At 69.4% G+C, this 26320-nt stretch carries 19 protein-coding genes and 9 pseudogenes; 3 read left to right on the forward strand and 25 right to left on the reverse strand.

Features of this window, described 5'->3' with window-relative positions; all coding sequences use genetic code 11:
- Positions 1-50 precede the first annotated feature (50 nt).
- From KAE78_RS16795 to KAE78_RS16830, 8 genes and pseudogenes are all read right to left on the reverse strand, one after another.
- The gene (locus KAE78_RS16795) at positions 51-1097 is read right to left on the reverse strand and encodes a 13E12 repeat family protein (RefSeq protein ID WP_262927896.1); all 1047 of its coding nucleotides are present in this window, start codon (positions 1095-1097) and stop codon (positions 51-53) included.
- Between the two features lie 67 nt (positions 1098-1164).
- On the reverse strand, positions 1165-1533 hold the full coding sequence (locus tag KAE78_RS16800) for a hypothetical protein (RefSeq protein WP_223172668.1): 369 nt from the start codon (positions 1531-1533) through the stop codon (positions 1165-1167).
- A 62-nt stretch (positions 1534-1595) separates the two neighbouring features.
- Positions 1596-3005: pseudogene (locus KAE78_RS16805) on the reverse strand (RsmB/NOP family class I SAM-dependent RNA methyltransferase).
- Positions 3002-3914: pseudogene (fmt, locus tag KAE78_RS16810) on the reverse strand (methionyl-tRNA formyltransferase). Before fmt ends, KAE78_RS16805 begins: the two co-directional pseudogenes overlap by 4 nt.
- A gap of 70 nt (positions 3915-3984) precedes the next feature.
- Positions 3985-5907 carry a primosomal protein N' gene (locus tag KAE78_RS16815; protein ID WP_317451951.1) on the reverse strand — a complete coding sequence of 641 codons (1923 nt, stop codon included), beginning with the start codon at positions 5905-5907 and terminating at the stop codon, positions 3985-3987.
- A 3-nt stretch (positions 5908-5910) separates the two neighbouring features.
- Entirely contained in the window at positions 5911-7107 is a 1197-nt protein-coding gene (gene metK / locus KAE78_RS16820) for a methionine adenosyltransferase (RefSeq protein ID WP_223172669.1), read from the reverse strand.
- Between the two features lie 102 nt (positions 7108-7209).
- Entirely contained in the window at positions 7210-7464 is a 255-nt protein-coding gene (rpoZ, locus tag KAE78_RS16825; protein ID WP_223172670.1) for a DNA-directed RNA polymerase subunit omega, read from the reverse strand.
- 148 nt (positions 7465-7612) lie between these two features.
- Positions 7613-8221: a Fic family protein gene (locus KAE78_RS16830; protein ID WP_223172671.1), complete on the reverse strand. Its 609-nt coding sequence runs from the start codon at positions 8219-8221 to the stop codon at positions 7613-7615.
- 39 nt (positions 8222-8260) lie between these two features.
- On the opposite strand from KAE78_RS16830, the gene KAE78_RS20115 reads away from it, so the two are divergent.
- Entirely contained in the window at positions 8261-8371 is a 111-nt protein-coding gene (locus KAE78_RS20115; RefSeq protein WP_411156046.1) for an EspF repeat-containing protein, read from the forward strand.
- 104 nt (positions 8372-8475) lie between these two features.
- On the opposite strand, the pseudogene KAE78_RS20120 reads toward KAE78_RS20115, so the two are convergent.
- The 13 genes and pseudogenes from KAE78_RS20120 to KAE78_RS16890 all read right to left on the reverse strand — a co-directional run.
- Positions 8476-8841 (reverse strand): annotated as a pseudogene (locus tag KAE78_RS20120) (Fic family protein); the annotation flags it as partial.
- A 64-nt stretch (positions 8842-8905) separates the two neighbouring features.
- Positions 8906-9802 carry a guanylate kinase gene (gene gmk / locus KAE78_RS16840; RefSeq protein ID WP_223172673.1) on the reverse strand — a complete coding sequence of 299 codons (897 nt, stop codon included), beginning with the start codon at positions 9800-9802 and terminating at the stop codon, positions 8906-8908.
- Positions 9795-10280, reverse strand: a complete 486-nt coding sequence (locus tag KAE78_RS19135; RefSeq protein WP_317451952.1) for an orotidine 5'-phosphate decarboxylase / HUMPS family protein — start codon at positions 10278-10280, stop codon at positions 9795-9797. Before KAE78_RS19135 ends, gmk begins: the two co-directional genes overlap by 8 nt.
- Entirely contained in the window at positions 10277-10651 is a 375-nt protein-coding gene (gene pyrF, locus KAE78_RS19140) for an orotidine-5'-phosphate decarboxylase (protein ID WP_317451953.1), read from the reverse strand. The genes KAE78_RS19135 and pyrF overlap by 4 nt, the downstream gene beginning before the upstream one ends.
- Positions 10648-13930 (reverse strand): annotated as a pseudogene (carB, locus tag KAE78_RS16850) (carbamoyl-phosphate synthase large subunit). The gene pyrF and the pseudogene carB overlap by 4 nt, the downstream one beginning before the upstream one ends.
- A pseudogene (carA, locus tag KAE78_RS16855) lies at positions 13923-15107 on the reverse strand (glutamine-hydrolyzing carbamoyl-phosphate synthase small subunit). Before carA ends, carB begins: the two co-directional pseudogenes overlap by 8 nt.
- A complete protein-coding gene (locus tag KAE78_RS16860; protein WP_223172674.1) occupies positions 15104-15610 on the reverse strand; it encodes a hypothetical protein in 507 nt (168 codons plus the stop codon). The pseudogene carA and the gene KAE78_RS16860 overlap by 4 nt, the downstream one beginning before the upstream one ends.
- Positions 15607-16905: pseudogene (locus KAE78_RS16865) on the reverse strand (dihydroorotase). Before KAE78_RS16865 ends, KAE78_RS16860 begins: the two are co-directional and overlap by 4 nt.
- A pseudogene (locus KAE78_RS16870) lies at positions 16902-17865 on the reverse strand (aspartate carbamoyltransferase catalytic subunit). The pseudogenes KAE78_RS16865 and KAE78_RS16870 overlap by 4 nt, the downstream one beginning before the upstream one ends.
- Positions 17862-18375: pseudogene (gene pyrR, locus KAE78_RS16875) on the reverse strand (bifunctional pyr operon transcriptional regulator/uracil phosphoribosyltransferase PyrR). The pseudogenes KAE78_RS16870 and pyrR overlap by 4 nt, the downstream one beginning before the upstream one ends.
- A 70-nt stretch (positions 18376-18445) precedes the next feature.
- Positions 18446-18976 carry a Rieske (2Fe-2S) protein gene (locus KAE78_RS16880; protein ID WP_223172675.1) on the reverse strand — a complete coding sequence of 177 codons (531 nt, stop codon included), beginning with the start codon at positions 18974-18976 and terminating at the stop codon, positions 18446-18448.
- A gap of 61 nt (positions 18977-19037) precedes the next feature.
- Entirely contained in the window at positions 19038-19535 is a 498-nt protein-coding gene (locus KAE78_RS16885) for a hypothetical protein (RefSeq protein WP_223172676.1), read from the reverse strand.
- On the reverse strand, positions 19442-20203 hold the full coding sequence (locus KAE78_RS16890) for an MBL fold metallo-hydrolase (RefSeq protein ID WP_223172677.1): 762 nt from the start codon (positions 20201-20203) through the stop codon (positions 19442-19444). The genes KAE78_RS16885 and KAE78_RS16890 overlap by 94 nt, the downstream gene beginning before the upstream one ends.
- 165 nt (positions 20204-20368) lie before the next feature.
- Here KAE78_RS16890 and KAE78_RS16895 point away from each other — a divergent pair, with 165 nt between their 5' ends.
- A complete protein-coding gene (locus KAE78_RS16895; RefSeq protein ID WP_411156036.1) occupies positions 20369-21688 on the forward strand; it encodes an O-acetylhomoserine aminocarboxypropyltransferase/cysteine synthase family protein in 1320 nt (439 codons plus the stop codon).
- Positions 21685-22998, forward strand: coding sequence for an LLM class flavin-dependent oxidoreductase (locus KAE78_RS16900; protein WP_223172678.1), 1314 nt, complete (start codon positions 21685-21687; stop codon positions 22996-22998). Before KAE78_RS16895 ends, KAE78_RS16900 begins: the two co-directional genes overlap by 4 nt.
- A 101-nt stretch (positions 22999-23099) precedes the next feature.
- On the opposite strand, the gene KAE78_RS16905 is transcribed toward KAE78_RS16900, so the two are convergent.
- The 4 genes and pseudogenes from KAE78_RS16905 to KAE78_RS16920 all read right to left on the reverse strand — a co-directional run bounded on the left by KAE78_RS16905 (position 23100) and on the right by KAE78_RS16920 (position 26296).
- Entirely contained in the window at positions 23100-24011 is a 912-nt protein-coding gene (locus tag KAE78_RS16905; protein ID WP_223172679.1) for an ABC transporter substrate-binding protein, read from the reverse strand.
- A gap of 66 nt (positions 24012-24077) precedes the next feature.
- Entirely contained in the window at positions 24078-24797 is a 720-nt protein-coding gene (locus tag KAE78_RS16910; RefSeq protein WP_223172680.1) for an ABC transporter permease, read from the reverse strand.
- Positions 24794-25474 (reverse strand): ABC transporter permease, encoded by a 681-nt coding sequence (locus KAE78_RS16915; RefSeq protein WP_223172681.1) that lies wholly within the window; start codon positions 25472-25474, stop codon positions 24794-24796. The genes KAE78_RS16910 and KAE78_RS16915 overlap by 4 nt, the downstream gene beginning before the upstream one ends.
- Positions 25471-26296: pseudogene (locus KAE78_RS16920) on the reverse strand (ABC transporter ATP-binding protein). The gene KAE78_RS16915 and the pseudogene KAE78_RS16920 overlap by 4 nt, the downstream one beginning before the upstream one ends.
- Positions 26297-26320 lie beyond the last annotated feature (24 nt).

Raw genomic sequence — 26320 nt, forward strand, 5'->3', positions numbered from 1 at the left:
GAAGTCGGCGGCGAGGATGCTCGGATTGATGCGCGGTGCGGAGGGCAGGGTCACTCCCCTATTATCGCCGGATACCCGGATGACGTCCTGCGCCTGCTCCATGTGCTGAAGTCACGCTCAGGCGGCGAGTCCGAATCGCGCCCGGCCACCCAGTCTCGGTGTGCGGGCGGGGTCGACGTAGGGCGGCGGGAGGAACCAGACGCGCGCATCGACACCGGCCCCGTCGATGCGGATCTCCCACCCGTTGTCGTGGATGCGATGGTGACAGGTCTCGCACAACAGGACCCCGTTGGACAGATCGGTCCTGCCCGATGTCGCTGCCACCAGTGGATGTGATGCGCCCGGGTCATCTCGGGTGGCAGCCCGCACATCGCGCATCCGCCATCGCGTTCGACCAGTGCCAGGCGTTGCGCCCGGGTGAAGAGCCGTTTCTCCCGACCCCAGTCGAGGATCTCGCTGTCGCCACCGAGAACACAGGGGATCACCCCACCATTGGCGGCCATCCTGCGGGCCGCTGAGATGCTGATCGGCTGATCGATCCCATCGATCTCCGCCGATCCGGTACCCGCCTGCAGGTCCTCCAGGCTCATTCGGACGATGACCGTCGCCCCGGCCAGGGGAAGCTTCTCGCTCTTGCAGCCGAGCACATGCGCGCAGATCGCGCTGAGCGCATCGGCCTGCAGCATCGGCACACTCCGGCGGTCGGCATCCGCCGCATCCGGATCCGGCGCATCCTTACGCGCAGCGAACGCCGCCGACACGTACCCGCGAATCGCGGCCACGACCGGTGCGGCGCTCTCGACATCGAGCTGTGCGGTCAGGTGCACCATCCCGTCGCGCTCGAACATCGTCACCTGTCGCTTACCGCGCTGCTCCTCGGCCCGCGGCTGCACACCATCCGGGTCCAGCCACGCCTCGGCACGCACGACGAGCTTGCGCACATCATCCAACGAGAGCCCGACCGCCCCCGCCACGAGCACCCGCTCACCCTCCGCGATCCGCTCCGCACCGGCCGCGATGCGGCACCGATCGAGCACCGCAATGATCAACGCCGCCGCCGGCGCGCTCAACACGCCCGAAGCCAGCGCCTCACGCACGAGCGGATACTTCGCCGGCAACCGATCCCCAGAAGATTCGTACGCGGAGCCGTCGCCTCCCCCACCTTCACCAGACGAGAGGCGTCACCCGCCGACCCGCCCGTCGCCGCGGCGATGAGCGTCGCCGGCGACCGGAACCCTTGCTGCTTCGCAAGGCTCTCCGCCCCAACTCCGGGCGCGACTGGTGCGCGATCTCCGCAGCTACCTCGGCATGCACCGCATCCAGTCGGCGGTGCAGCGCGGCGATCGCGTCATTCACCTCGATGAGCTGCTCCCTCGACAGGCCACTCGCGTCATCGGCGCCCGCCCACGCATCATCGAGGAGCGACATCCCCTCGTGCAACGCGGCCAGTTTCGACATACTTTGAGCGTAACCGAGAACCGAACATTTGTCGAACATAGGTTCGAATGAATGCAGATGTCCGAGCGGCGTCATCAACACAGCATCGACATACCCCGATTACGAGGAACGCGTGCCGGACTCTGCTGCTCCTTGGCTCAGGTCGCAGTCTGCTTCTGAAGCAGCGCGAGGAACATCGCGTCCGTGCCGTGCCGGTGCGGCCACAACTGCGCATGCAGACCGTCGCCGTCACCGAGGTCGATCTCGCTCTGGGCGACGGAGGCGATCGTGGCGCGCGCATCGAGCACGCTCACGTCGTCGCGCCCGCGCAGCACCTCTTCGACGACGCCGGAGGTCTCGGCCAGGTGCGGAGAGCATGTCACATAGGCGACGATTCCGCCGGGGCCAGAGCGTCGAGCGCCCCGCGCAGAAGGTCCTCCTGCAGCGCCACGAGCTCCGGGACGTCTGAGGGCGTCTTGCGCCAGCGCGCCTCCGGACGACGTCGGAGGGCGCCGAGGCCCGTGCAGGGAGCGTCCACGAGGATGCGGTCGAAGGCGCCCTCGTGGGCCGCGGTGAAGGCGCGTCCGTCCTGCACGTGCACGGAGACGTCCCCGGGACCGCACGAAGCGCGTTCCGCACGAGTCCGGCGCGCGCCGGGATCACTTCGTTCGCCTCCAGTCGTGCCCCGTGCAGGAGCGCGGAGGCGGCCAGGAGCGCCGTCTTCCCTCCCGGGCCGGCGCACAGATCCAGCCAGCGCTCCCCCTCGCGGACCGGAGCCGCCTCCACCAGCGCGAGCGCGACGAGCTGCGAGCCCTCGTCCTGCACACGGATCGTGCCGCCGGAGCCCTCGACGATCTCGCGGGGATCGCCGCCGGGGGAAGCGAAGGCCGTGGGCGCATAAGGCCGCCGGGCGGAGCGGGTTCGGCGAGTCCGGGAAGAGCTGCGAGCGTGACCTCCGGGGCGAGATTGTCGGCGTCGAGCAGAGCATCGAGCTCTTCTGCCCTCTCCTGGGCGGCGAGGGCGCGGCGCAGGGCGCGGATGACCCAGACCGGATGGGAGGTGCGCAGCGACAGCTTCTCGTCGTCGGAGCGTGCCGCCGCCTCGATGCGTTCCTGCCACTCCCCCGGTGTCTCACGCGATATCCGGCGCAGCACGGCGTTGGCGAAGCTGCCGGCACCGCGTCCTGCGGCGGCGACGGCCAGGTTCACCGACTCGTTGACCGCCGCATGCGAGGCGACCCGGGTCGAGAGCAGTTGGTGGGTTCCCAGCCGCAGCGCCTCGAGGACCGCAGGATCGATCGCCTCGACCGAGCGATCGGATGCCGCAGAGATGATGGCGTCGTAGGTGCCCCGCCGGCGCAGCGTGCCGTAGGTGAGCTCGGTGGCCAACGCCGCATCCTGCACGGGCAGGCCGGCCTCGGCGATCGCGACGGGAAGCAAAAGGTTGGCGTAGGCGTCCGAGTCGGTGACGGCGCGCAAGACGTCGAAGGCCACCTGTCGCGCGGGCTGCACCGTGCGGGGCGATGCCTGTGCCCGGTGCTGGGGGCGTCGGGAGTCTCGTCGGTTCACGTTCCGGCCCTCCCTTCGTCCCGCTGCCCTCGCCACCAGTCGGCGGCGGACATCGGTCCGCGTCCGGCGGGCTGGACGCGCCGCACGGCCAGAGGCGTGGTCGCCGTGCCGATCAGGATCTCCGTCTTGCCGCCGTGAATCCGTCCGGGTTCCAGCCTCTCGGAGGTCTCGGCTGTGCTGGCGTCGAGGATCTTCAGGCGCTGCCCGCCCACGGTCGTGAAGGCGCCGGGCTCGGGTGTCACGCCGCGGAAACGCGCGAAGATGACGTCCAGCGGCTCGGTCCAGTCGAGCAGGCCGTCCTCCAGCGTCAGCTTGGCCGCGTAGCTGCTCTCGCCCTCCTGGGGCGAGGCCACCGCGGTTCCCTCGGCGATCCTCGCGACGACGTCGGCGGTGAGCGTCGCGCCCTCCTCTGCCAGGATCTCCAGCGCGGCATCCGCCGTGGCATCGGCAGGCACCGCGATCGTCTCCGCCGCGAACACGTCGCCGGCGTCGAGCTCGGGGACCAGCTGGAAGACGCTGGCGCCCAGGTCAGGGTCGCCGGCGATGAGGGCCCGTTGGACGGGAGCGGCGCCGCGCCAGCGGGGCAGGATCGAGAAGTGGAGGTTGATCCAACCGTGCACGGGGTCGACAGGAGCGGCTCGCGGACCAGCCCGCCGTAGGCGACGATCACGCCGAGGTCAGGGGCGAGCCCGGCGATCTGCGCGGTCACGGCGTCATCCAGGCGCGCGGCACGGATGACGGGAGTCCGATCTCCTCGGCGGCGGCCGCCACCGGCGAGGGCGTGAGCACCCTCTTGCGCCCCTGGGGTGCGTCCGGCCGGGTGACGACCGCGACCACCTCGTGCTGCGCAGTGAGCGCACGCAGGGTGGGGACAGCGGCACCGGGCGTGCCGGCGAAGACCAAACGCATCGTGGGACCTTTCCTGTCGCGCAGAGCGCGCACGAGGGACATCAGAGATCAGGATCGAGGACGTCGAGCCTCACTGAGAGCGTACTGCGGGCGGGCCGCCCTTCCCTCGTCGCCGCGACACCGCATCGGCGACGACGGATGCGCGCAGCGCGGCTGCCACGCGTGCGCCGAGCCGGTAGTCGAACCTCACGAGTGCGCGGACGCGACCGGCGTCGCCTCCGTCGTCCGAGGCCACCGGTACGGGTCCGAGGATCGCGTCGGCCGGCAGCTGCAGCTCGCGCAGCGACTCCAGGGCGCGGGCGACGGATGCGACGGTGCCGTCGACCTGCGCGACGCGCACCACGGGCGGCATGCGCAGAGGGGCGCGCTCGGCGAGCTCCGAGCGCGCGTGGGCGGCATGCGACCAGGTCGCGAACGCCTTCGCGACGGGGCCGTCGACGCCGACGAGGTGGATCGGGCACCGGGCGTCGCCAGAGCCGCCGCATTCGACCACCATCGCAGGCACGACTCGCCGATCCGCAGATCGGGCGACTGGAGCATGCGGGCGCCGTCGAGCAGCAGCACCGCCCGGTATCCTCCTTCGGCCCGCGGTTCCGCACCGCGGGTCGCCACGACGAGCGCAGGCGCGCCGGTGACGGACTCGACGGGGTGGGCGCCGTCGGCGACGATGACACGGATGCCGGGGAAGGCGCGCCCCAGCTCTTCGGCCGTACGCTCGCTGCCGGACGAGGAGAGCCGGAAGGTACTGCCCTGGCAGGAGGTGCAGGTCCACGCCATGGCGGTGCGGCCGCACCATCCGCACACCGGCACCGCCCCCGGCGCCGTGCACCGAGCGGCCCGCCGCAGCCCTGGCAGCGGGCCGGATGCCGGCAGTCGCCGCAGACCAGCGAGGGGGCGAAACCCGGTCGGACACCTGTACGAGGACCGGACCCGATGACAGCGCCTCGCGTGCGGCGCGGAACGCGGTCGGGGTCAGGCGGACGCCAGGCTGCTCCAACTCCTCCGTCGTGCTGAGCGACACCTTGGGGCGTACGCGCCGCGGTGCGTGCACGCTGTCGAGCCAGCCCGTCGCGACGAGACGTTCCACGTCGGTCGAACGGGTGTGGGCGACGAAGAGCAGGGCGCTGCCCTCCTGCTCCTGGCGGACGAGCGCCGCGTCGCGCGCATGGACATAGGGCGCGAGCGGCTCGGACAGCAGAGCGTCGCCGTCGTCCCACATCGCGACGAGACCGGCGCGCACGGGGGTATAGACCGCAGAGCGGTTGCCCACCACGATGCAGGGGGCGTCCTCGAGCGTGCGGAGGAACGCGCGGTAGCGGTCGGGATTGCTCTGCCGGGAGTCATGGCGGACGACGACGGATGCCGGAACGACGTCGCTGAGCGCCGCGAGCAGGGCGTCCAGGTCCCGATGGTCCGGAACCACCAGCACCGAGGACTCCCCCGCGGCGAGGGTCCGGGCCGCCGCTGCGGCGATCAGCTGCGGCCACAGCGGTGCGCCGTGCTCGTCGCTGAGCGGCATCGCCTCGACGGCGGCGCGGCCGTGGTCGGCGAGCAGGTCGGCCAGGTCGCCGTACTCGGCGAGGATGCCGTTCGCGCGCTCTGCGGCATCCGATGTCGGCGTCACGGGCTCCGAGGAACGCAGCCAGGCCTTCTCGACCCGCACCTGTCGTTTCGGCACCGCGAGCCGGATGATGTCGGAGGCGCTGCCGGCGGCACGGTCGGCGACGCGTCGTGCGAGGGTGTACAGCCGCTCGGGAAGCACGGCGACGTCGGAGACGACCGCTTCGACCGCGGAGAGCGTGCGTTCGCCGTCAGCCTCGTCGGCGATCTCGATGACGAAGCCGTCGACCACCCGTCCGGCAGTGCGCAGGGGCACGCGGACGCGGACGCCCACGGCGACCTCGCCCAGCGCATCCGGCAGCTGGTAGTCGAAGAGTCGATCGAGCTGCGGGAGCGGAGAGTCGAGCAGCACGCGCGCGACGCGCCGGGACATGGTCTACAGTCCGGCGGCGCGGCGCAGCTCGTCGGCGCGATCGGTGCGCTCCCAGGTGAAGTCGGGGAGCTCGCGGCCGAAGTGCCCGTAGGCGGCGGTCTGCGCGTAGATCGGGCGGAGCAGGTCGAGTTCCTCGATGATCGCCTGCGGGCGCAGGTCGAAGACCTCGTTGATCGCGCGGGTGATGTCCTCGTCGGCGACCTTGCCGGTGCCGAAGGTCTCGACGTACAGCCCGACCGGACGGGCCACGCCGATCGCGTACGCGACCTGCAGTTCGAGACGGTCGGCGAGCCCGGCTGCCACCGCGTTCTTGGCGACCCAGCGCGTGGCGTAGGCGCCCGAGCGGTCGACCTTCGACGGGTCCTTCCCGCTGAACGCGCCCCCGCCGTGACGTGCGGCGCCGCCGTAGGTGTCGATGATGATCTTGCGACCGGTGAGGCCGGCGTCGCCCTTCGGTCCGCCGGTGACGAAGGGACCGGCGGGGTTGATGAAGTACTTCAGCTCGGCGGAGCGGTCGAGGCCCGTGGTCTCGAGGACGGGGTCGATCACGTGCTCGCGCACCTCGGCGCGCAGCTGCTCGAGGGTGACGTCGGGGTTGTGCTGGGTGGAGAGGACGATCGCGTCGATGGTCTTCGGGGTGAAGCCGTCGTAGCCGAGCGTGACCTGCGTCTTGCCGTCGGGGCGCAGATAGCCCAGCAGGCCTGAGCGGCGCACCTCGGCGAGGCGCTCGGCGATGCGGTGGGCCGTCCATGCCGCCATCGGCATGAGCACCGGTGTCTCGGTCGTGGCGAACCCGAACATGATGCCCTGGTCGCCGGCGCCGAGGAGGTCACGGGGCTCGACCGAGCCGCCGTCGCGATGCTCCTGGGCGCGATCGACGCCCGCGGCGATCTCGCCGGACTGCTCGCCCACCGATACGCTCACGCCGCAGGAGGCGCCGTCGAAGCCCGTGTCGCTGGAGGTGTACCCGATGCGGTTGACGACGTCGCGCACGATCGTGGGGATGTCGACGTAACCCTCGGTGCGGATCTCACCGGCGACATGCACCAGACCGGTCGTGACCAGGGTCTCGACCGCGACGCGCGCTCCCGGATCTTCGGCGAGCAGCCCGTCGAGAATGCTGTCGGAGATCTGGTCGCAGATCTTGTCGGGGTGCCCCTCGGTCACGGACTCGGACGTGAACAGACGCAGGGCGCTCATCGGTGCTCCAGAAGAGGATCGAACAGGGGAACGAAGGACATCACCAGTCTGCCGCCTGCATCCGACATCCGGGCGCAGATGACGACACGTCCGGAAACAGGGTCACTCGGCGTGACGCAGGCGCAGTTTGTCTTCGTTGATCTCGTGGAGAGCGATCGTGAGCGGCTTGTCTTCGACCGTCGAGTCGACGAGCGGGCCGACGTTGTCGAACAGGTTGCCCTCGTGGAGGTCGGAGTAGTAGTCGTTGATCTGACGGGCGCGCTTGGCCGCGTAGATCACCAGCTCGTACTTCGAGTCGACCCGCTCGAGCAGATTGTCGATGGGCGGATCGATGATGCCGTTGTTGTGACCGGCCACGTGGGACCTCCTGATCATGGCGACGGGTTCGTCGCGGTGTGTGAGATTCGGTACTTCGCGCTGAGATGAGCGCGGACGCCTCAGGCAATTCTACATCCGCCGGCCTCGACCTCGATGCGTTCCGCCGGAGATCGTGCAGCGAGTCCACTCAGTGGGCCGTCGATCGACGAACCGTCGCGGCGTACTCGTCGAGAGTGGAGAGTATGCCGCGATGCTCCCACACACGGTTGCGACGCGCACCCGATCGTTCGACCAGCACACCACGATCGCTGAGCGTGTCGAGGGCACGCAACGCGGTCATGTCGTTGAGCCCGAGCACACCCTTGAGGTACTTGGCGTTCACGATCGGCTGCCCGACCAGAAGAGGAAGCACGTCCCAGGCACGCGACTGCGGCCTGAGCCCCGCAAGTTGCTCCGTGGACTGCGCCAGGTCGCGGACCAGCGCGTCGACAAGCCTCTTCCCTGTCGCAGCGGCGAACCGGGAGGCGTTCGCGAAACGCCGAATGATCGGAGCGGCGTCTCCGTCGCGGTACGCGGTGAGCGCCTCGAAGTAGGTCTCCGTGTTCACAAGGAGCCCGGCCGATATCGGGACGGTCGTGTTCGACACGACCCCGAGGTTGCGCAGCATCGCCTGGGACAGGGCGCGTCCCGTACGTCCGTTTCCGTCGACGAAGGGATGGATCGTCTCGAACTGTGCGTGTGCGATCGCTACCTGCACGATCGCCGGCAGGTCGGTGCGAGCGGCGAAGGCGACCACGTCAGCGACAGCTGAGGGATGAGCTCGTGCTGCGGGGCGATGAACGACGCACCACGCGGCCCCGCATTGTCTCCTCCGATCCAGACGATCTCCTCTCGCCACTTTCCCGCGTGCGCTGCCAGGCTTGGCGAGTGGCGAAGCAATTCATAGTGCATGGCGAGGACCGACTGCGTGCTGATGCTCTCCGAAAGACGGAGAGCCGCCTCCATCGCTCGAACGTTGCCGAGCACAAGGAGGGCGTTGGACTTGTTCCCCTCGTCGATCTCTGCCAGAGCGATCTGTTTCGCGGTCGTCGTGAGCTGTTCGATCTGGCTGCTCGATGAGCTCTCGGTGCGCAGCAAGATGGCGGACATCGGTCCGATCGCCGCATGGGGTGTTCCGAGGGCTCGCTGTGCGTACGTGTCGAAGTCGGTGAGTGCACGGGATGCGTCCTCGACATCCGCGCCGATCGCGGAGGAGATGCTGATGTGCTGAGGCGCGATGGGGCGTGTGATCGTGGACTCGTACGACCCTGTCTGGCGGACGACCTCGGCACGCGAGTACATCTCGGGCGCGCGGAGGCGCCACTGATGCTCCTCGTAGCCGACAGGCAGCACCTCAACGCCACTTTCCGTGACCATACGTAGATCTTATCAACACTTTGTGCGAAAAGTGTGAATATAGCGGGGGTGCTACGGCGTGCCGCTACTCAGCGAGAGCGACGACCTCGCGGGCCGCCGTGCCGACGTCCTCGTTCACGACGTGGAAGTCGAACTCGCCCTGAGAGGCCAGCTCGCCCTTCGCGGTGCGCAGGCGCCGGGCGCGCTCCTCGGCGTCTTCCGTGCCTCGGCCGACGAGGCGATCGACCAGCTCGTCCCACGACGGCGGGAGCAGGAAGATGAGCGTCGCCGACGCATCCGCCTCGCGCACCTGACGGGCGCCCTGCAGATCGATCTCCAGAAGCACCGTCTTACCCTCCCCCAGCGCCTTCTCGATCGGACCCCGCGGGGTGCCGTACCGGAAGCGGTTGTGGACCGTGGCATGCTCGAGAAGCTCCCCCTCGGTCACGAGGCGGTCGAACTCGGCGTCGTCGACGAAGAAGTAGTGGACGCCATCGATCTCGCCCGGGCGCGGAGCGCGGGTCGTCGCCGACACGGAGAGGTGAATCTCGGGGTGGTTCTCGCGGATGTGCGTGGCCACCGTGCCCTTGCCGACGGCGGTGGGCCCGGCCAGTACGAGCAGCCGACTGCGGCCCGAGCGGGGCGTGTTCTGCGGGAACCGCTCGTCCAGCCACGCGCGCAGCTCCGTGCGCTGCCTGCTGCCCAGACCGCCGAGGCGCTTCACCGGCGAGATGCCGAGCTCCTCGAGGACGCGGTCGCGCTTGCCCGCGCCGATCGCGGGCAGGGCCATGAGGAAGTCGGTGACCCGCATCGTCCCCGCCGCAGACGATGGCTCCGCGAAGGCACGCGCGAGCACTGTCTGAGGCGTGACCACGCGCATCGACAGGTCGCGCTTGAGTGACGCGCGAGCGCGACGCGCGGCGACGGCACGGGCGGATGCGGCGACCCGGTCGACCTCGGGCGGATTCTGCTTCTCAACCACGGGTACCACGGTATTCGCTCGCACGGTTCTCGATCGCATCGGCGAGACCATCCGGCCCCGCGGACAGGAGGCTCCGGCTCTCGCTCGCGAGTACCTGGTCCGAGAAGGGTCCGAAGATCGCGTGCAGATCCCCCGGGCGCGCTCCCTGGGCGCCGAAACCCGGCGCGAGGATCGGCGCTCGATGCAGGGCCGCGTCCGACAGCCCGACCGCGGCGCGGTCGACGGTCGCCCCGACGACGAGACCGATCGGGCCGAGGGCGCCCTCGAAGGCCTCGGAGCCGTTCGCCCAGCCGACGTCGCGGGCGACACGATCGGCGACGGTCTGGTCGTCGCCGGATGCCACATCCACCGTGCGGGCGCTCTGCAGCGCGAACGCCTCGGGGTTGCTCGTCGCGGCGAGCACGAAGGCGCCCTTGTCGGCGCGGATCGCGGTCGTCAACGCCGCACGCAGGGAGTCCGGACCCAGATAGGGGCTCAACGTGACCGCGTCGGCTCGAGCGGCGAGCCCGCGGTGAGCCAGGCGGCCGCGTAGCCGTCCATGGTCGAGCCGATGTCGCCCCGTTTCGCGTCGGCGATCACGAGCAGTCCTGCCGCACGCGCGGCCGCGAGCACCTCTTCCAGCGCGGCGAAGCCCGCCGAACCGAAGGCCTCGAAGAAGGCGACCTGCGGCTTGACGACGCCCGCGCGCCCTGCGGCGGACTCGACGACGCGCAGGCCGAACTCGCGCACGCCGTCGGCCGAGCGATCCAGGCCCCAGGCGTCCAGCAGCGCCCCGTGCGGATCTATGCCGACGCAGAGGTTGCCGTACTCCGCGATGCCGGCGGCGACCCGGGCTCCGAAATGGGTCACAGGGCCCCCGCACGGTCGAGCGCGTACTCCTGCAGGCTGCGGACGTCGTAGCCCTTGTGGGCGGCGTCGATCGCGCTGACCGCGGCGCCGAGCACCGCGATCGTGGTGAACAGCGCCTTGTCGCCGGCGACGGCGGCCGCGCGGATCTCGTAGCCGTCTGCCCGTGCCGCTCCCCGCTCGGGGTGTTCACGACGATGTCGATCTGGCCGTCGTTGATGAGGTCGACGATGTTGCGGCCGCCCGAGTCCTGCGTCTCGCTGAACTTCTGCACGGTCTCAACCCGGATGCCGTTTCGCGCCAGGATCTCGGCCGTGCCTTCGGTGGCCACGATCGTGAAACCGAGCTGCTGGAGACGGTGGGCGGGCAGGATCACGGCGCGCTTGTCGGCGTCGGCGACCGAGATGAAGACGGTGCCGGACGTCGGCATACCCCCGTACGCAGCCGACTGGCTCTTGGCGAATGCCGTCGGGAAGTCGCGGTCGATGCCCATGACCTCGCCGGTCGAGCGCATCTCCGGGCCGAGCACAGAGTCGACGGTCTTGCCGTCCTTCGTGCGGAACCGCTTGAAGGGAAGCACCGCCTCCTTCACCGAGACCGGCGAATCCAGCGGCACGCGGGAGCCGTCGTTCACCGGAAGCATCCCCTCCGCCTTGAGTTCGGCGATGGTGCTGCCGGTCATGATGCGACTGGCGGCCTTGGCGAGCGGAATCCCCAGCGCCTTGGAGACGAACGGCACCGTGCGGCTCGCGCGCGGGTTCGCCTCGATCACGTAGAGGACCCCGGCGCTGATCGCGAACTGCACGTTGAGGAGCCCACGTACGCCGACACCCTCTGCGATGGCCAGCGTGGCCGTGCGGACACGGTCGATCTCGGTGCGGCCGAGCGAGACCGGGGGCAGGGTGCAGCTGGAGTCGCCGGAGTGGATGCCGGCCTCCTCCAGGTGCTCCATGACGCCGCCGATGTACAGTTCGTGCCCGTCGTAGAGCGCATCGACGTCCAGCTCCACCGCGTCGTCGAGGAAACGGTCGACGAGCAGCGGCTTGCCCGGCTCGATCACGACCTCGCCGGCGGTGCGGACGAAGTAGTCCTCGAGGCTCGGGGTGTCGTAGACGATCTCCATGCCGCGTCCGCCGAGCACGAAGCTCGGGCGCACCAGCACCGGGTAGCCGATCTCCTCGGCGATGACGATGGCGCCCGCGGCATCCGTCGCCGTGCCGTGACGCGGAGCGACCAGCCCGGCGTCGTTCAGCAGACGCGAGAACAGCTCCCGCTCCTCGGCGATGTCGATCGCCGCAGGGCTCGTGCCGAGGATCGTGTAGCCGGCGGCCTCGATGCCCTTGGCCAGGCCCAGGGGCGTCTGCCCGCCCAGCTGGCACACCACACCGAGGATCTCGCCGCTGGCGGCCTCCGCGTCCAGCACCTCCAGGACGTCCTCGAGCGTCAGCGGCTCGAAGTACAGGCGGTCGGAGGTGTCGTAGTCGGTGGAGACCGTCTCGGGGTTGCAGTTGACCATGATCGTCTCGAATCCGGCATCCGACAGCGCGAAGGACGCGTGCACGCAGGAGTAGTCGAACTCCACACCCTGGCCGATGCGGTTCGGCCCCGAGCCGATGATGACGACCTTCTTGCGCTCCGAGGGCTCGACCTCGGTCTCGAAGTCGTAGCTGGAGTAGTGATAGGGCGTCAGAGCCGGGAACTCGCCCGCGCAGGTGTCGACCGTCTTGAAGACCGGACGGATGCCGAGCCCGTGGCGGATCGCACGCACGTCGGACTCGTTGCTCCCCCGTAGCTCGGCGATCTGCGCATCGGAGAAGCCGTGCTCCTTCGCGTAGCGGATCGTCTGGGCGTCGAGGTCGGGAGCCTTCTGCACGAACTCGGCGATTTCGTTGATGAGCACGATCTGGTCGAGGAACCAGGGTCGATGGCGGTCGCGTCGAAGAGCTGCTCGATCGTCGCGCCCAGTCGGAGCGCCTGCTGCACGTGCACGATGCGTCCGTCGGTCGGCGTCTTCGACAACTCCACGAGCTCATCGACCGACAGCGGCTGCTCGCCCAGTGGAAGCTCGATCCTCGCTTCTCGAGCGAACGCAGCGCCTTCTGCAGCGCCGTGGCGTAGTTGCGGCCGATGGCCATCGCCTCCCCACCGACTTCATCGTGGTCGTCAGGGTCGCATCGGCCGCCGGGAACTTCTCGAAGGCGAAGCGCGGCACCTTCACCACGATGTAGTCGAGCGTCGGCTCGAAGCTCGCCGGGGTGACACCGGTGATGTCGTTGGGGATCTCGTCGAGGCGGTAGCCGATGGCGAGCTTGGCGGCGATCTTCGCGATCGGGAAGCCGGTGGCCTTCGAGGCCAGGGCCGAGGAGCGCGAGACGCGCGGGTTCATCTCGATGACGATGATGCGCCCGGTGTCGGGGTTGACGGCGAACTGGATGTTGCAACCGCCGGTGTCCACGCCCACGGCGCGGATGATGTCGATGCCGATGTCGCGCAGGTTCTGGAACTCACGGTCGGTCAGCGTCAGCGCCGGGGCCACGGTGATCGAGTCGCCCGTGTGGACGCCCACCGGGTCGACGTTCTCGATCGAGCAGACCACGACCGTGTTGTCGGCCGTGTCGCGCATGAGCTCGAGCTCGTACTCCTTCCAGCCGAGGATCGATTCCTCCAGGAGCACCTCGTTGGTCGGCGAGTCGTGCAGACCCGCACCGGCGATCCGGCGCAGATCCTCCTCGTCGTAGGCGAATCCGGAACCGAGCCCGCCCATCGTGAACGAGGGGCGCACCACGAGCGGGTAGCCGAGCTCCTCGGCGGCGGCGAGCACCTCGTCCATCGTGTGCGCGATGCGGGAGGCGGCGACATCGGCGCCCGCGGCGAGCACGAGCTCCTTGAAGATCTGGCGGTCCTCGCCCTTCTCGATCGCCTCGACCTTGGCGCCGATGAGCTCGACGTCGTACTTGTCGAGCGTGCCGGCGGCATGCAGGGCCATCGCCGCGTTGAGCGCGGTCTGGCCGCCGAGCGTCGGGAGCACGGCATCCGGGCGCTCCTTGGCGATGATCGTCTCGATCACCTCGGGGTGATCGGCTCGATGTACGTCGCGTCGGCGAAGTCGGGATCGGTCATGATCGTCGCCGGGTTGGAGTTGACGAGGATGACGCGCACGCCCTCCTCGCGCAGCACGCGGCAGGCCTGCGTGCCCGAGTAGTCGAACTCGCACGCCTGACCGATCACGATCGGGCCGGAACCGATCACGAGGACGGAGGTGATGTCGTCGCGCTTAGGCATTCTTCTCCTTGAGTGTGGCGACGACCAGCTCTGCGAAGCGGTCGAAGAGGTAGTTGGCGTCGCGGGGGCCGGCGGCGGCCTCCGGGTGGTACTGGACGGAGAACGCCGGGATCTCGAGGGCGCGCAGCCCTTCCACGACGTTGTCGTTCAGGCCGATGTGGCTGACCTCGACCTTGCCGTAGCCGTTCGGGCTGTCGAAGGAGCCCTCCAGGGGTGCGTCCACGGCGAAACCATGGTTGTGGGCGGTGATCTCCACGCGACCGGTGGCCTTGTCGAGCACCGGCTGGTTGATGCCGCGGTGACCGAAGGGCAGCTTGTAGGTGCCGAGCCCGAGGGCACGGCCGAGGAGCTGGTTGCCGAAGCAGATGCCGAAGAACGGCAGTCCGCGATCGAGCACACCGCGCAGGAGATCGACGTGAGCGTCGGATGCCGCGGGTCGCCCGGTCCGTTCGAGAAGAAGACGGCGACGGGATCGATCGTCAGCAGCTCGTCGAGGGTCACCGTCTGCGGCAGCACGTGCACGTCGAAGCCGCGGGCGGTGAGGTTGTCGAGGGTCGCCTGCTTGACGCCGAGGTCGAGCACGGCGAGGTTGCCGATGCGCTCCCCCACCGCCGGGTGACCGCGGCCGTCTCGACGGAGACCTCCGCCGACAGGTTCTGGCCGGCCATGTGCGGGGCCTCCTGCACCTGGCGCAGCTGGTCGTCGGGGTCGATCGCCGCGGCGGCGCCGGAGAAGATCCCGCCGCGCATGCTGCCGGAGGAGCGGATGCGGCGGGTCACCGCCCGCGTGTCGATGCCGCTGATGCCGACGATGCGGTCGCGGACGAGCGTCTCGTCGAGGGAGGCCGTGGCGCGCCAGTTCGAGACCACCCGGGAGGGGTCGCGCACGATGTAGCCGGCGACCCAGATGCGACGGGACTCCGGGTCCTCCTCGTTCATGCCGGTGTTGCCGATGTGCGGCGCGGTCTGCAGCACGATCTGCCCCGCGTAGGAGGATCGGTCAGCGTCTCCTGATAGCCGCTCATCCCGGTCGCGAAGACGACCTCGCCGAGCGTCGTTCCCTCGGCGCCGTAGCTGCGGCCGTGATAGCGGGTGCCGTCCTCGAGCACGAGCACGGCCTCGCCGGCGATGCCCGCTCCGGTCCCGATGACCGGGACGGCTCCTGTGGTGGGGGTCATGCGGATGCTCCCGTCTGGGGTGCCTGGCACAGCGGCGCCAGGCTGCGGATGAAGTCGGTGGTGTCCCCCGCGACGAGGCGGAGGTAGGAGTCGACAGGCGTGTCGTCGCCGGCGAGCCACGTGATGCGGACGAGGCCGCCGGGCTCGACGACGCGGTCGATCGTCCACGTGGACTGTTCGACGCGCACGAGAAGGTCGGATGCGAGGAACACCGTGGGCGCTCCGTCGAGGCTGAGCGCCAGCCCTCGATCGGTGATCGACGCCTCGCCGCGCGCCCGGTAGGTCAAGGGCTTCAGCGCCAGCCGCTCCAGCGGCTGCTCGTGCCGCGTCGTGGCGACGTAGAGCACCTCCTGCCGCTCCCGCACCTCGGCGTGCTCAGGCACCCCGATCGGCGCCGAGAGCGCGGAGTCGCGCTTCTGTCGACGACGCCAGGCCAGGAGCATGAGGACGAGGAACAGGACCGCGACGCCGATCATCACGAGGACGGCCGCCTCCCGGCTCATGCTCCGACCTCCTCGAGCTCGCCGCCGGCGAGGGTCACGCGTCCACGGTGGATCGTCCACTCCACCCGCCCGGAAGCTCCCGGCCGAGGTATGGGGAGTTGACGCTGCGCCCGCGCAGATCCCCCTCGGTGAAGGTGCCCGCGGCAGCCGCGTCGTACAGCGTGATGTGCGCCGGGGCGCCGGCCTCCAGACGCTGCCCATGCCCGTCGAGCATGCCGATGCGGGCCGGCGTCTCGCTCAGCACGCGGGCGACATCCGACCACTCCAGCAGGCCCGTGTCGACCATGCTCTGGTGGACGACGCGCAGAGCGCTCTCCAGCCCCACCATGCCGTGCGCGGCCGCCTGCCACTCGCAGGCCTTATGCTCGCTCGGGTGCGGGGCGTGGTCGGTAGCGACGATGTCGATCGTGCCGTCGGCGAGCCCCTCGCGCACGGCGAGGACGTCCTCCTCGCGCCGCAGCGGAGGGTTCACCTTGTAGCGCGCGTCGTAGTCTCGCACGAGCTCATCGGTCAGCAGCAGGTGATGCGGCGTGACCTCCGCCGTCACCGCGATGCCGCGCTTCTTCGCCCAGCGGATGATGTCCACGGAGCCCGCCGTCGAGAGGTGGCACACGTGCAGCCGCGAGCCGACGTGCTCGGCCAGGAGCACATCCCGGGCGATGATCGATTCCTCGGCGACCGCCGGCCAGCCGGCCAGGCCGAGCTCCGCCGAGACCGTGCCCTCGTTCATCTGGGCGCCCTCGGTCAGCCGCGGGTCCTGCGCGTGCTGGGCGATGACGCCGCCGAAGGACTTCACATACTCGAGCGCGCGGCGCATGATGAGCGGATCCCAGACGCAGAAGCCGTCGTCGCTGAAGACGCGGACCTTCGCGCGGGATGCCGCCATGGCGCCGAGTTCGGCGAGCCGCTCCCCTTCTGGCCGACCGTGACCGCGCCGATGGGCTGCACGGTCGCGTACCCGGCAGCCTCGCCGAGGGCGAGCTCCTGCTCGACGACACCGGCGGTGTCGGCCACGGGCGAGGTGTTGGGCATCGCGAAGACGGCCGTGAAGCCCCCGCCGCGGCGGCGCGCGTGCCGGTGAGGATCGTCTCGGACGCTTCGTAGCCGGGCTCGCGCAGATGCGTGTGCAGGTCGACCAGGCCAGGGAGGGCGACGAGGCCCTCCGCATCGATGGTGCGGGCTCCGGCCCGGCTCAGGCCGGCGCCGACCTCGGCGATCCGGCCTCCGTCCACCACGATGTCGGCGGCGTCCTTCCCGTATAGGAGTGCCCCGGTGATGACGAGGGTCTCGCTCACTTCACTTCCCCTCGTTCGTCCGATCGTTCTCCGGTCAGGAGCAGGTACAGCACGGCCATCCGGACCGAGACGCCGTTGGTGACCTGCTCCAGCACGGTGGAGCGCGGGAATCCGCGGCATCCGCCGAGATCTCCAGCCCTCGGTTCATCGGGCCGGGATGCATGACAATGCTATCTGCTGGCAGTGCGGCCAGCCGTGTCGGATCAAGACCCCAGCGGCGGCTGTACTCGCGCTCCGTCGGGAAGAACGCCGCGTTCATGCGTTCGAGCTGGATGCGCAGCATCATCACGGCACCGGGCCCATCGGCGAGTGCCTCATCGAGATCGTAGACGACCCGCGCCGGCCACAGCGAGGTGTTCTGCGGGATGAGCGTGGGCGGGCACACGAGCGTGACCTCCGCGCCGAGCGTCGTCAGCAGCCAGACGTTGGAGCGGGCGACGCGGGAGTGGAGGATGTCGCCGACGATGACGACACGGATGCCGGAGAGGTCCTTCCCGCGGCTGTCCTCGCCGAAACGTCGCTTGCGGATGGTGAAGGCGTCCAGAAGCGCCTGGGTCGGATGCTCGTGGGTGCCGTCTCCGGCATTGACCACCCCGCGGAGATCCAGCCGCTCGTGGCGAGCGTGCGCGGAGCGCCGGAGGCGCCGTGGCGGATGACGACGGCATCCGCTCCCATCGCCTGCAGGGTCTGGGCGGTGTCCTTCAGGCTCTCGCCCTTGGAGACGCTGGAGCCCTTCGCGGCGAAGTTGATGACGTCGGCGGAGAGGCGCTTGGCGGCGGCCTCGAAGGAGATGCGCGTGCGTGTGGAGTCCTCGAAGAAGAGGTTCACGACGGTCTTGCCGCGCAGCGTCGGCAGCTTCTTGACCTCGCGGGACTGGGTGTCGGCCATGTCCTCGGCGACGTCGAGGATGCGCAGCGCGGTCTCGCGATCCAGGGTGCGGGTGTCCAGGAGATGCCTCATGCCTCGATCGTCACCTCCTCGGCCCATCGATCTCGCGCAGGCGCACGTTGACGCGCTCCTGACGGGAAGAGGGAATGTTCTTGCCGACGTAGTCGGGGCGGATCGGCAGCTCACGGTGTCCGCGATCGACGAGGATCGCCAGGCGCACGGCGGCCGGACGCCCGATCGCCTGCAGCGCGTCGAGTGCCGCCCGGATGCTGCGCCCCGAGAAGAGCACGTCGTCGACGAGCACGACGGTCTTGCCGTCGATGCCGCCGGCGGGATCTCCGTCGGCCGCGGTGAGCGCGTGGGGTTCTTCGCGAGATCGTCGCGGTACAGCGTCACATCGAGCGCGCCGACGGGCGTCTCGGTGCCGGAGATCGCACCGATCGAGGCGGCGAGACGATTCGCGAGGGTCACGCCCCGCGTGGGGATGCCCAGCAGGACCAGATCGTCTGCGCCTCGGTTCGCCTCGAGGATCTCATGGGCGATGCGGGTCAGTGCCCGCGTGATATCGGCTTCCTGCAGCACGGCGCGCGCTCATCCACCGCTCCCTTCTCCGCCTCACAGGACGGGGTTAAAGGTTGCTTGTGCGTCGAGTCTACCCGTTCTCCCGACCGCCGGTCTCAGAAGATGCGACCTCCCTCGACCGGAAGCCGCGTTTTGTGAGACCGCGGGATTCGGCGGTCTCAGAAGGTGCGGCTCGCACCCGGAGGAACCCGCAGTTTGTGAGACCACCGGGAATCGAGAGGCCGGAGGTCTTGGGGCCACGCCGGCCTAAGGGCTCAGCCGGCGGGCGGAGCTCGGCATCCGATGTCTCGTCGACCTTCGACGCGCGAATCGGGTGGCCGCTCGTGGACAGGCATTTGCCGGTCTTAAGATCCCACTTCCAGTCGTGCATGCTGCACGTGAGGATGCCGTCCTCGTCGACCTTGCCGGTGCGGGTGAGGTCGGCGCGCAGATGCGGGCAGCGCCGCTGCACGACCCAGTCGCCGATCTCGGCGTCCTCGGTCTGATCGGTCTGCTCCTGGTACCAGTTCTCCACGTACTCGATGCGGTCGACCGAGAGGCACTTGAGGAACGTCGTGAGGAACTCGTTGAACTTGCCGCTGCGGCCCACCTGGAACTGCATCGACAGGAAGATCGAGTTCGACCAGTCGATCTCGTGATCGACGATGTTCGTCGATACGAGGTCAGCGGGGATCGTGTACCAGTAGATGCACTCCTCCCCGCGTACTCGCGGACCTTCGCGCGGGGAAGTCGACGACCATGTCGAGCTCGCCGATGCGGAACCGCACGTTCCCGCCGACGCCGAGACGGATCGTGCGGGACTTCTTCAGCAGCGGCTCCCACCACTCCTTGATGGCGGCGAGCATCTCGTCCGGCGGGAGCACCGGCGCGCGCGTGGCCTCCTCGTCGCGCAGCTCCTGCTGGCGGTTCGCGCGCTGTTCCTCGAGGTAGTCCCACTTCTCATCGAAGATGCGGGTGAGCTCCTCGTCGGTGTACAGCGACTGCGAGACGGACACCTCGCTCCCCTGCACGTCGACGACCGTGCCCGGGACGAACAGGTGCCCGTCGTACTTCGGCAGCCGCTCCTTCATGTGCGCGAGGAACTGCTTCTGGTCGGTGAAGATCGAATCGTCGTCCTTGCCCGTGCCGTTGTACCGGAACAGCTCGTCGCGCAGGAACATCGGGGGCCCGCCATCGGGAACACATGCTGCGCGTCGACCTTCTCGATGTAGAAGAGGGCGCGCTTGTTCTGCGCCTCGCGCTTGAGGCGGGCGAAGGTCCGCTTCGACTCCTGGGGCAGGTCGTAGACCATGGGCCACCAGATCGCACCGGAGACCTGCGTGAAGTATGCGTCGGGGGTGCCGAAGTCGAGAAGCTTCTCCAGATCCAGCGGATGCGAGTCGTTCTGGTTCAGGATCGAGGCCGTGCCGTCGTCGATGCTCAGCGAAGAGTCGCCGATCGGACCGTCGCTGGGGGCGCGCAGCGGCGTGATCATGAACTTCAGGTCGCCGCGCTGGATCACCCCGCCGGCCGGCGCGTAGGTGATGTTGTTGTAGCCGAGCGCCCGGATGTCCTGCTCGAGATCGTCGATGGGGTACTCGGGCAGCAGCACCTCGATGTCTTTGGAGACGTAGCGCTCGAGCAGTCGCGGGTCGAAGTGGTCGCGGTGCCGGTGCGAGATGTACAGGAAGTCCGCCTCGCGCCCGAAGCGCTCCCAGTCGAGTGCACGGTTGTCGGGGAACGGGAACCACGAGCCGTAGAAGGAGGGCCCGATCACCGGGTCGCAGAGGAAGTTTCCTCCGACGGTCTCCACGAACATCCCGGCGTGGCCGAGCCCAGTGATCCGCATGGTTCTCCTCGTCTTGTGAACGCCTCGATTCTACCCGCGGTCGTTCTCGAATCCTGTGCTGCCGCTGCGCCGTGGCGCGGCCGTAACACGGCGTCGCACAGCGGGTGCCGCAGAAGCGCGCATGACAGGCTGGGATCCCTGCAAGCGAAGAGGAAGGGCCCTGTCGTGGGAGCAGAAGCAGGCGGATTCTCCACTCGCCAGGTGCATGTCGGATCGGATGCCGTGCCGGCCACGCCGCGCGCGCTCCCGATCCATCTCACAGCCGGTTTCACCTTCTCCGACTTCGAGGAGGCCGCGGCCCATTTCGGCGCCGGGGACGGCTTCGGCTACACCCGCACCGGTAACCCGACCGTTTCCGCGGTCGAGAGCAAGCTCGCCTCGCTCGAAGGCGGAGCCGAGGCACTCCTGGTGGCGAGCGGCCAGGCCGCGGTCTCCGTCGTCATCCTGGGGCTCGTCTCCTCCGGCGGGCACATCGTGTCGTCCACCCACATCTACGAGGGCACCCGCGGGCTGCTGCTCGACAACTTCTCCCGCCTGGGCATCGAGGTCGACTTCGTCGATGACATCGGCGACCCGGATGCCTGGCGGGCCGCCATCCGCCCGGAGACGCGCCTGCTGCTGGCGGAGTCCATCGCCAACGCGCGCAACGATGTGCTCGACGTCGCCGCGATCGCGCAGGTCGCAGACGAGCACGGCATCCCTCTCGTCGTCGACAACACCTTCGCGACCCCCTACCTCCTGCGTCCGATCGAGCACGGCGCCGCGATCGTCGTGCATTCGGCCAGCAAGTTCCTCGCGGGCCAGGGCGCTGTGCTCGGCGGGGTGATCGTCGACGACGGGCGTTTCGATGCTGCTCGCGCGGGAGATCTGTTCCCGCAGCTGACCGCGCCCACCAGGACCGGAGACCCCGCGCCCTGGGAACGCCACGGCGGGCGAGCCCGCATCGCCTACCTCCGCGAGACGGTCGCGCCCCGGTTCGGTCCGACCCCCTCGCCCCTGACCGCGTTCCTCATCGGCCAGGGCATCGAGACGTTGAGTCTGCGCGTCGAACGGCAGTCGGCGAACGCGCTCGCGGTGGCGCGCTGGCTCGAGAGCCGGCCCGAGGTCGCCTCCGTCGATCACGCCGGACTGCCCTCGCATCCGAGCTATGACACGGCCCGACGCTACCTGGAGGGCGGATACGGCTCGGTCTTCGCCGTCACCCTCCACGGAGGCCTCGCCGCCGCCCGCGCCGCCGTGAACACCTTCGAGGTGATCACCCACATGACGCATCTCGGCGATGTGCGATCGCTCGTGCTGCATCCGGCCTCGACGAGCCATACCCAGCGCACCGAGGCCGAGCAGCGCGCACTCGGCGTGCATCCCGGAACTCTACGGCTCTCCATCGGCATCGAGGCCCTCGACGACCTGCTGGCTGATCTCACCCGCGCCCTCGAGGCGGCCGCCGCCGCACGGTCCGTGGAGAGCGCAGGAGCAGGCGCGTGAGCAGGCTCCAGCACTTCGGCTGGTTCCTCGCCCGAGGATTCGGGCCGCACGGCTGGGGCCACCCCTACCTCGACTGGAACTACCGCTGGACCGAGCCCGCGCTCTACCAGGAGTCCGCGCGTACGCTCGAGCAGGCGGGCTTCGACCTCCTCCTCATCGAAGACGCCCCGTCGCTCGGCTCTGCCGCCACGATCGATCTGCGCGTGCGCCAGGCGTTCGGCGGACCCAAGCTCGATCCGCTGCTCCTGGCGCCCTATCTGTTCGCCGCGACGCGTCACCTGGGCATCGCCCCGACGGTGAACCCCGCCGCGTACCTGCCCTACACGGCGGCACGCCAGTTCGCGACGCTGCAGCACCTCAGCGGGCACCGGCTCGCCCTCAATGTCGTCACCGACACCGGCAGCGCACGGCACTTCGGCGCGACACCCCCGCTGGGCCACGATGCGGCCTATGACCGCGCCGAGGAGTGGCTCGCCGGCATCCGTTCCCTCTGGCGCAGTTGGCCCGACGACGCGCTCATCGCCGATCCGGCGCGCGGACGCTACGCCGACGGGACGCAGCTCGACGCCGTGCCCCACCGAGGCGAGCACTTCTCGTTCGACGGCCCTCTCAACTTCGTGCCCTTCACCGACGGCGAGCCGGTCATCGTCTCCCCCGGCGGCTCCGGGCGCGGGCTCGGCTTCGCCGGCGCGAACTCGGACGTGCAGCTCGCCCTCGCTCCCCTCGATGAGGCCAGCATCACCGCCTACCGCGCCAAGATCCACGCGGCGGCGCGTGAGCGCGGTAGACAGCCCGAGGACATCAAGATCCTGTTTGCGATCCAGCCCGTGCTGGTCTCCTCGCCCGAGGAGGCCGACCGGATCGTCGCCGCATCGGCGCATCCCGATGACGCCGCCCTCCTCCGCATCGCCGAACGCCAGTCCAGCGATCTGGAGACCGATCTGACCGCGCTGGATCTGGACGCCCCATTGGACACGTCGATCTTCGGCGATCACGTCTCGCACGGCAGCATCCGACGCCTCATCGGCGCGCACGACCCCGACACTCCGCTGCGGAGGCTCCTTGCCGCTCATGCCCGCCTCGGCCGCCTCAGCGATGGCTCGGGATTCGTGGGCACCGCCGAGGAGCTGGCCGACCGGATCGAGGAGCTCGGCTCCTGGGGCAACGACGGCGTGCTGCTGTGGGGCGACCTGCACCCGGTGACGGTGCATCGCACGCTGGATGAGCTCGTCCCGATCCTGCGGCGCCGCGGCATCCTCCGTGCGGAGTACGCCGACGGCGGTCTGCGCGCGAACCTGCAGTCCTTCTGAGCCTGGGTCGTCCGACTCTTTCCACGGCGGGACCTCGCGCCCGGAACGTCGAAGCGGCCGGCACCGGAGATGCTCCGGGCCGGCCGCCGTGGCGATGACGCCTATCCGAGCCCGTTCGCGCTGAGCCACGCCGTGGCGATCTCCGCGGGCGAGCGCTGGTCGACCGTCGACTCGACGTTCAGGGCGACGAGACCCTCCGGTGTCAGCGCCGCGCTCACGGGGTTGATGACCGCCGCGATCTCATCGGCGATGTCAGCGCTGACCAGCGGCACCACGTTCGACGCGAGGAAGAGCGCCTCCGGGTCCTCGAGGACGACGAGCTCCTCGGTCTGGATGCGCGGATCGGCCGTGTACACGTTGGCGACATTGACGGTGCCGGCCACGAGATCCTCGACCGTGGTGTCGCCCGTCGCGCTGAAACCGACCTCGACACCGTAGACGTCGGCGAGTCCGTTCGGCCCGTAGGGGCGCTCGGCCAGCTCCGGCGGTCCGCCGAGGGTGAGGACCACGTCGACGTTGGCGAGGTCCGCGATCGTCGTGAGCCCGTGCTCCGCCGCGAAGGCAGCGGTGACCGTGTAGGAGTCCTGATCGGATGCCGTCGACTGATCGAGCACCGTCAACCCTTCCGGCAGCGCATCCAGGAGTGCCGCGTGAACGTCCTCGGGGCTGCGCGCGGTGGTCGTGTCGTCGAAGAACTGGAGCAGGTTGCCGCTGTACTCCGGGAACAGGGTGATCTCCCCGCTCTCGATCGACGGGATGTAGGCGTCGCGCTGCCCGATGCTGAACTGGCGATCCACCACGAATCCCGCGCCCTCGAGCGCCTGGGCGTAGATCTCGGCGATGATCTCGTTCGAGTAGTAGGCCTGCGACCCGATGACGATCGTGGTGGGGTCGACCGGAGCCGGGTCGGTCCCGGGGTCGAGCGGATTCTCGGAGGCGCATCCGCTCAGGACCAGGGCCGCCGCGGCGAGCGTGGCGGCCAGGACCGCCGACTTCTTATGTGCTGTGGACATGTGCTGTGTTCCTTCGCTTTCTGGTGATGGGGACATTCTGGGCGGGGGTACGGACGTTCGCCGGAGTCACGCGGCCACCGGGGAGGTGCGACGCCGCGGATCCGGGGCCCGCAGCAAGGCTGCGCGCACGCCTCTGGGCAGGAGCACCCTCTGCAGAACGGCGAACACGCCGTCGAGCACGAGAGCGAGCGCGGCGACGAGGATCGCGCCGCCGAGAACCATCTCGAAGCGGCGCAGCGGGAGTCCGGTGATGATGTATTGGCCGAGCCCGCCGAGATTGACGTAGGCGGCGAGGGTCACCGTGGCGACGACCTGCAGCGTCGCGGCGCGGAAGCCCGCGATTAGCAGCGGCAGCCCCAGCGGGATCTCGATGCGCCAGAGGATCTGCGCCGGGGTCATCCCCGTGGCCTTGCCCGCGTCGATCACGGCACGATCGATCGCCTCGAAGCCCGTGTAGGCACCCGCCAGCAGCGAGGGGATCGCGAGGAGCACGAAGGTGATCACCGCGGCCTCAGGCTTGTGCAGGACCCCCATGATGAGTACGAGGAGCAGGAGCAGTCCGAACGAGGGAATGGCGCGCGCAGCGCCCGAGATCGCCACGGCGACGTCTCGCCCTCGTCCGGTGTGACCGATCCACCACCCGGCAGGCACCGCGATGAGAGCGGCGATCGCAACCGAGATGAATGTGTAGACCAGGTGTTCGGCGAAGGCGGCCGGCAGCGCGGCGTTGCCCGCACCGGGAGCGCCGGCGAAGATCCACTCGAGCGCGTCGGCGATGAGGTTCATGCTCGCGCCTCCTTCAGTGAGGCCGCACGAGGACTGCGCACCACCTGGGATCTCGTCCACGGCAGCAGGAGCCTGCCTGCGACGACGAGCAGGAGATCGATGATCAGCGCCAGCAGGAAGACAGCGACCAGACCGGCGAAGATCTCGGCGACGATCCGCCGTTGCAGCCCGTTGGTGAAGAGATAGCCGAGGTTGCTGATCCCGATCAAGATGCCGACGGTCGCCAGCGCGATCGTGCTGACCGCCGTGACCCGAAGCCCCGCGAGGATCACAGGACCGGCGAGCGGGAAGTCCACGGCGAAAAAGCGCCGCACTGGCCCGTAGCCCATCGCGTCCGCCGCGAGCCGCACGTCCGGGGCGACCGAGTCCAGGCCGTCGGCGACCGAGCGCACCATGAGCGCGACGCCGTAGATGGTCAGGGCGATGATGAGGTTGAGCTCGCTCAGCGGACTAATGCCGAAGATCACCGGCAGGAGGAACAGCAGCGCGAGCGAGGGGATCGTGTACAGCAGTCCCGTGGCGGTGAGCACAGCGCCCCGGGCCGGGGTGTACTTCCACGCGACCCAGCCGAGCGGAACCGCGATGACGAAGGCCAGCACGATCGCGATCACGCTCTGGCGAAGGTGCTCGAGCGAGAGCGCCAGAATGAGATCGAGGTTGTTGAGGACCCAGGTCACGGAGAGGCGTCCTCGTCCTGCAGTGCGCCCTGGGTGCGTCCCTGCCTGTCCACGACGACGACGCCGTGCGGCGTCCGCTTCAGCCGCAGCGCTCGACGCCCGCGGTCCGCGCCGATGAACTGGGCGACGAAGTCGGATGCGGGTTCCTCGATGATCTCGCTCGGGCTGCCCACTTGAGCGATGCGCGCGCCCCGCTCGAGGATCACGACCTGGTCCCCCAGCAGGAACGCCTCGTCGATGTCATGGGTGACGAAGACCACCGTCTTGTCGAGGTCGCGCTGCAGGCGGATGATCTCCTGCTGCAGTTCGGTGCGCACGATGGGGTCGACGGCACCGAAGGGCTCATCCATGAGGAGGATGTGGGGGTCGGCGGCGAGCCCGCGTGCGTCGCCGACGCGCTGCTGCTGACCTCCGGAGAGCTGATGCGGATAGCGGTCGACGAGGGAGCGGTCGAGACCGACGACGTCGAGGAGTTCCAGAGCGCGCTCCCGTGCGGCCGTGCGGCTCACGCCGTTCAGGACCGGAACGGTCGCGACGTTGTCGGCGACGGTGTGGTGCGGCAGGAGCCCGCCGTTCTGCATGACGTAGCCGATGCTGCGCCGCAGTTGCACGGGATCGCGGCCGAGGATGCTCTCGCCGTCGATCTCGATCGTCCCGGCGGTCGGCTCGACCATCCGGTTGATCATGCGCAGCAGCGTCGTCTTGCCGCATCCGGAGGAGCCCACGAAGACCGTGGTCTTATGGGCCGGGAGCACGAGGCTGAACTCCGACCGCGGCCGTGCCGTCGGGGTATCGCTTGGACACCTCACGGAACTCGATCACGGGCCCACCTCCTTGATTCACTCA

Source organism: Microbacterium sp. NIBRBAC000506063 (genome assembly GCF_017968845.1).
In the GTDB taxonomy this organism is placed as follows: Bacteria; Actinomycetota; Actinomycetes; order Actinomycetales; family Microbacteriaceae; genus Microbacterium.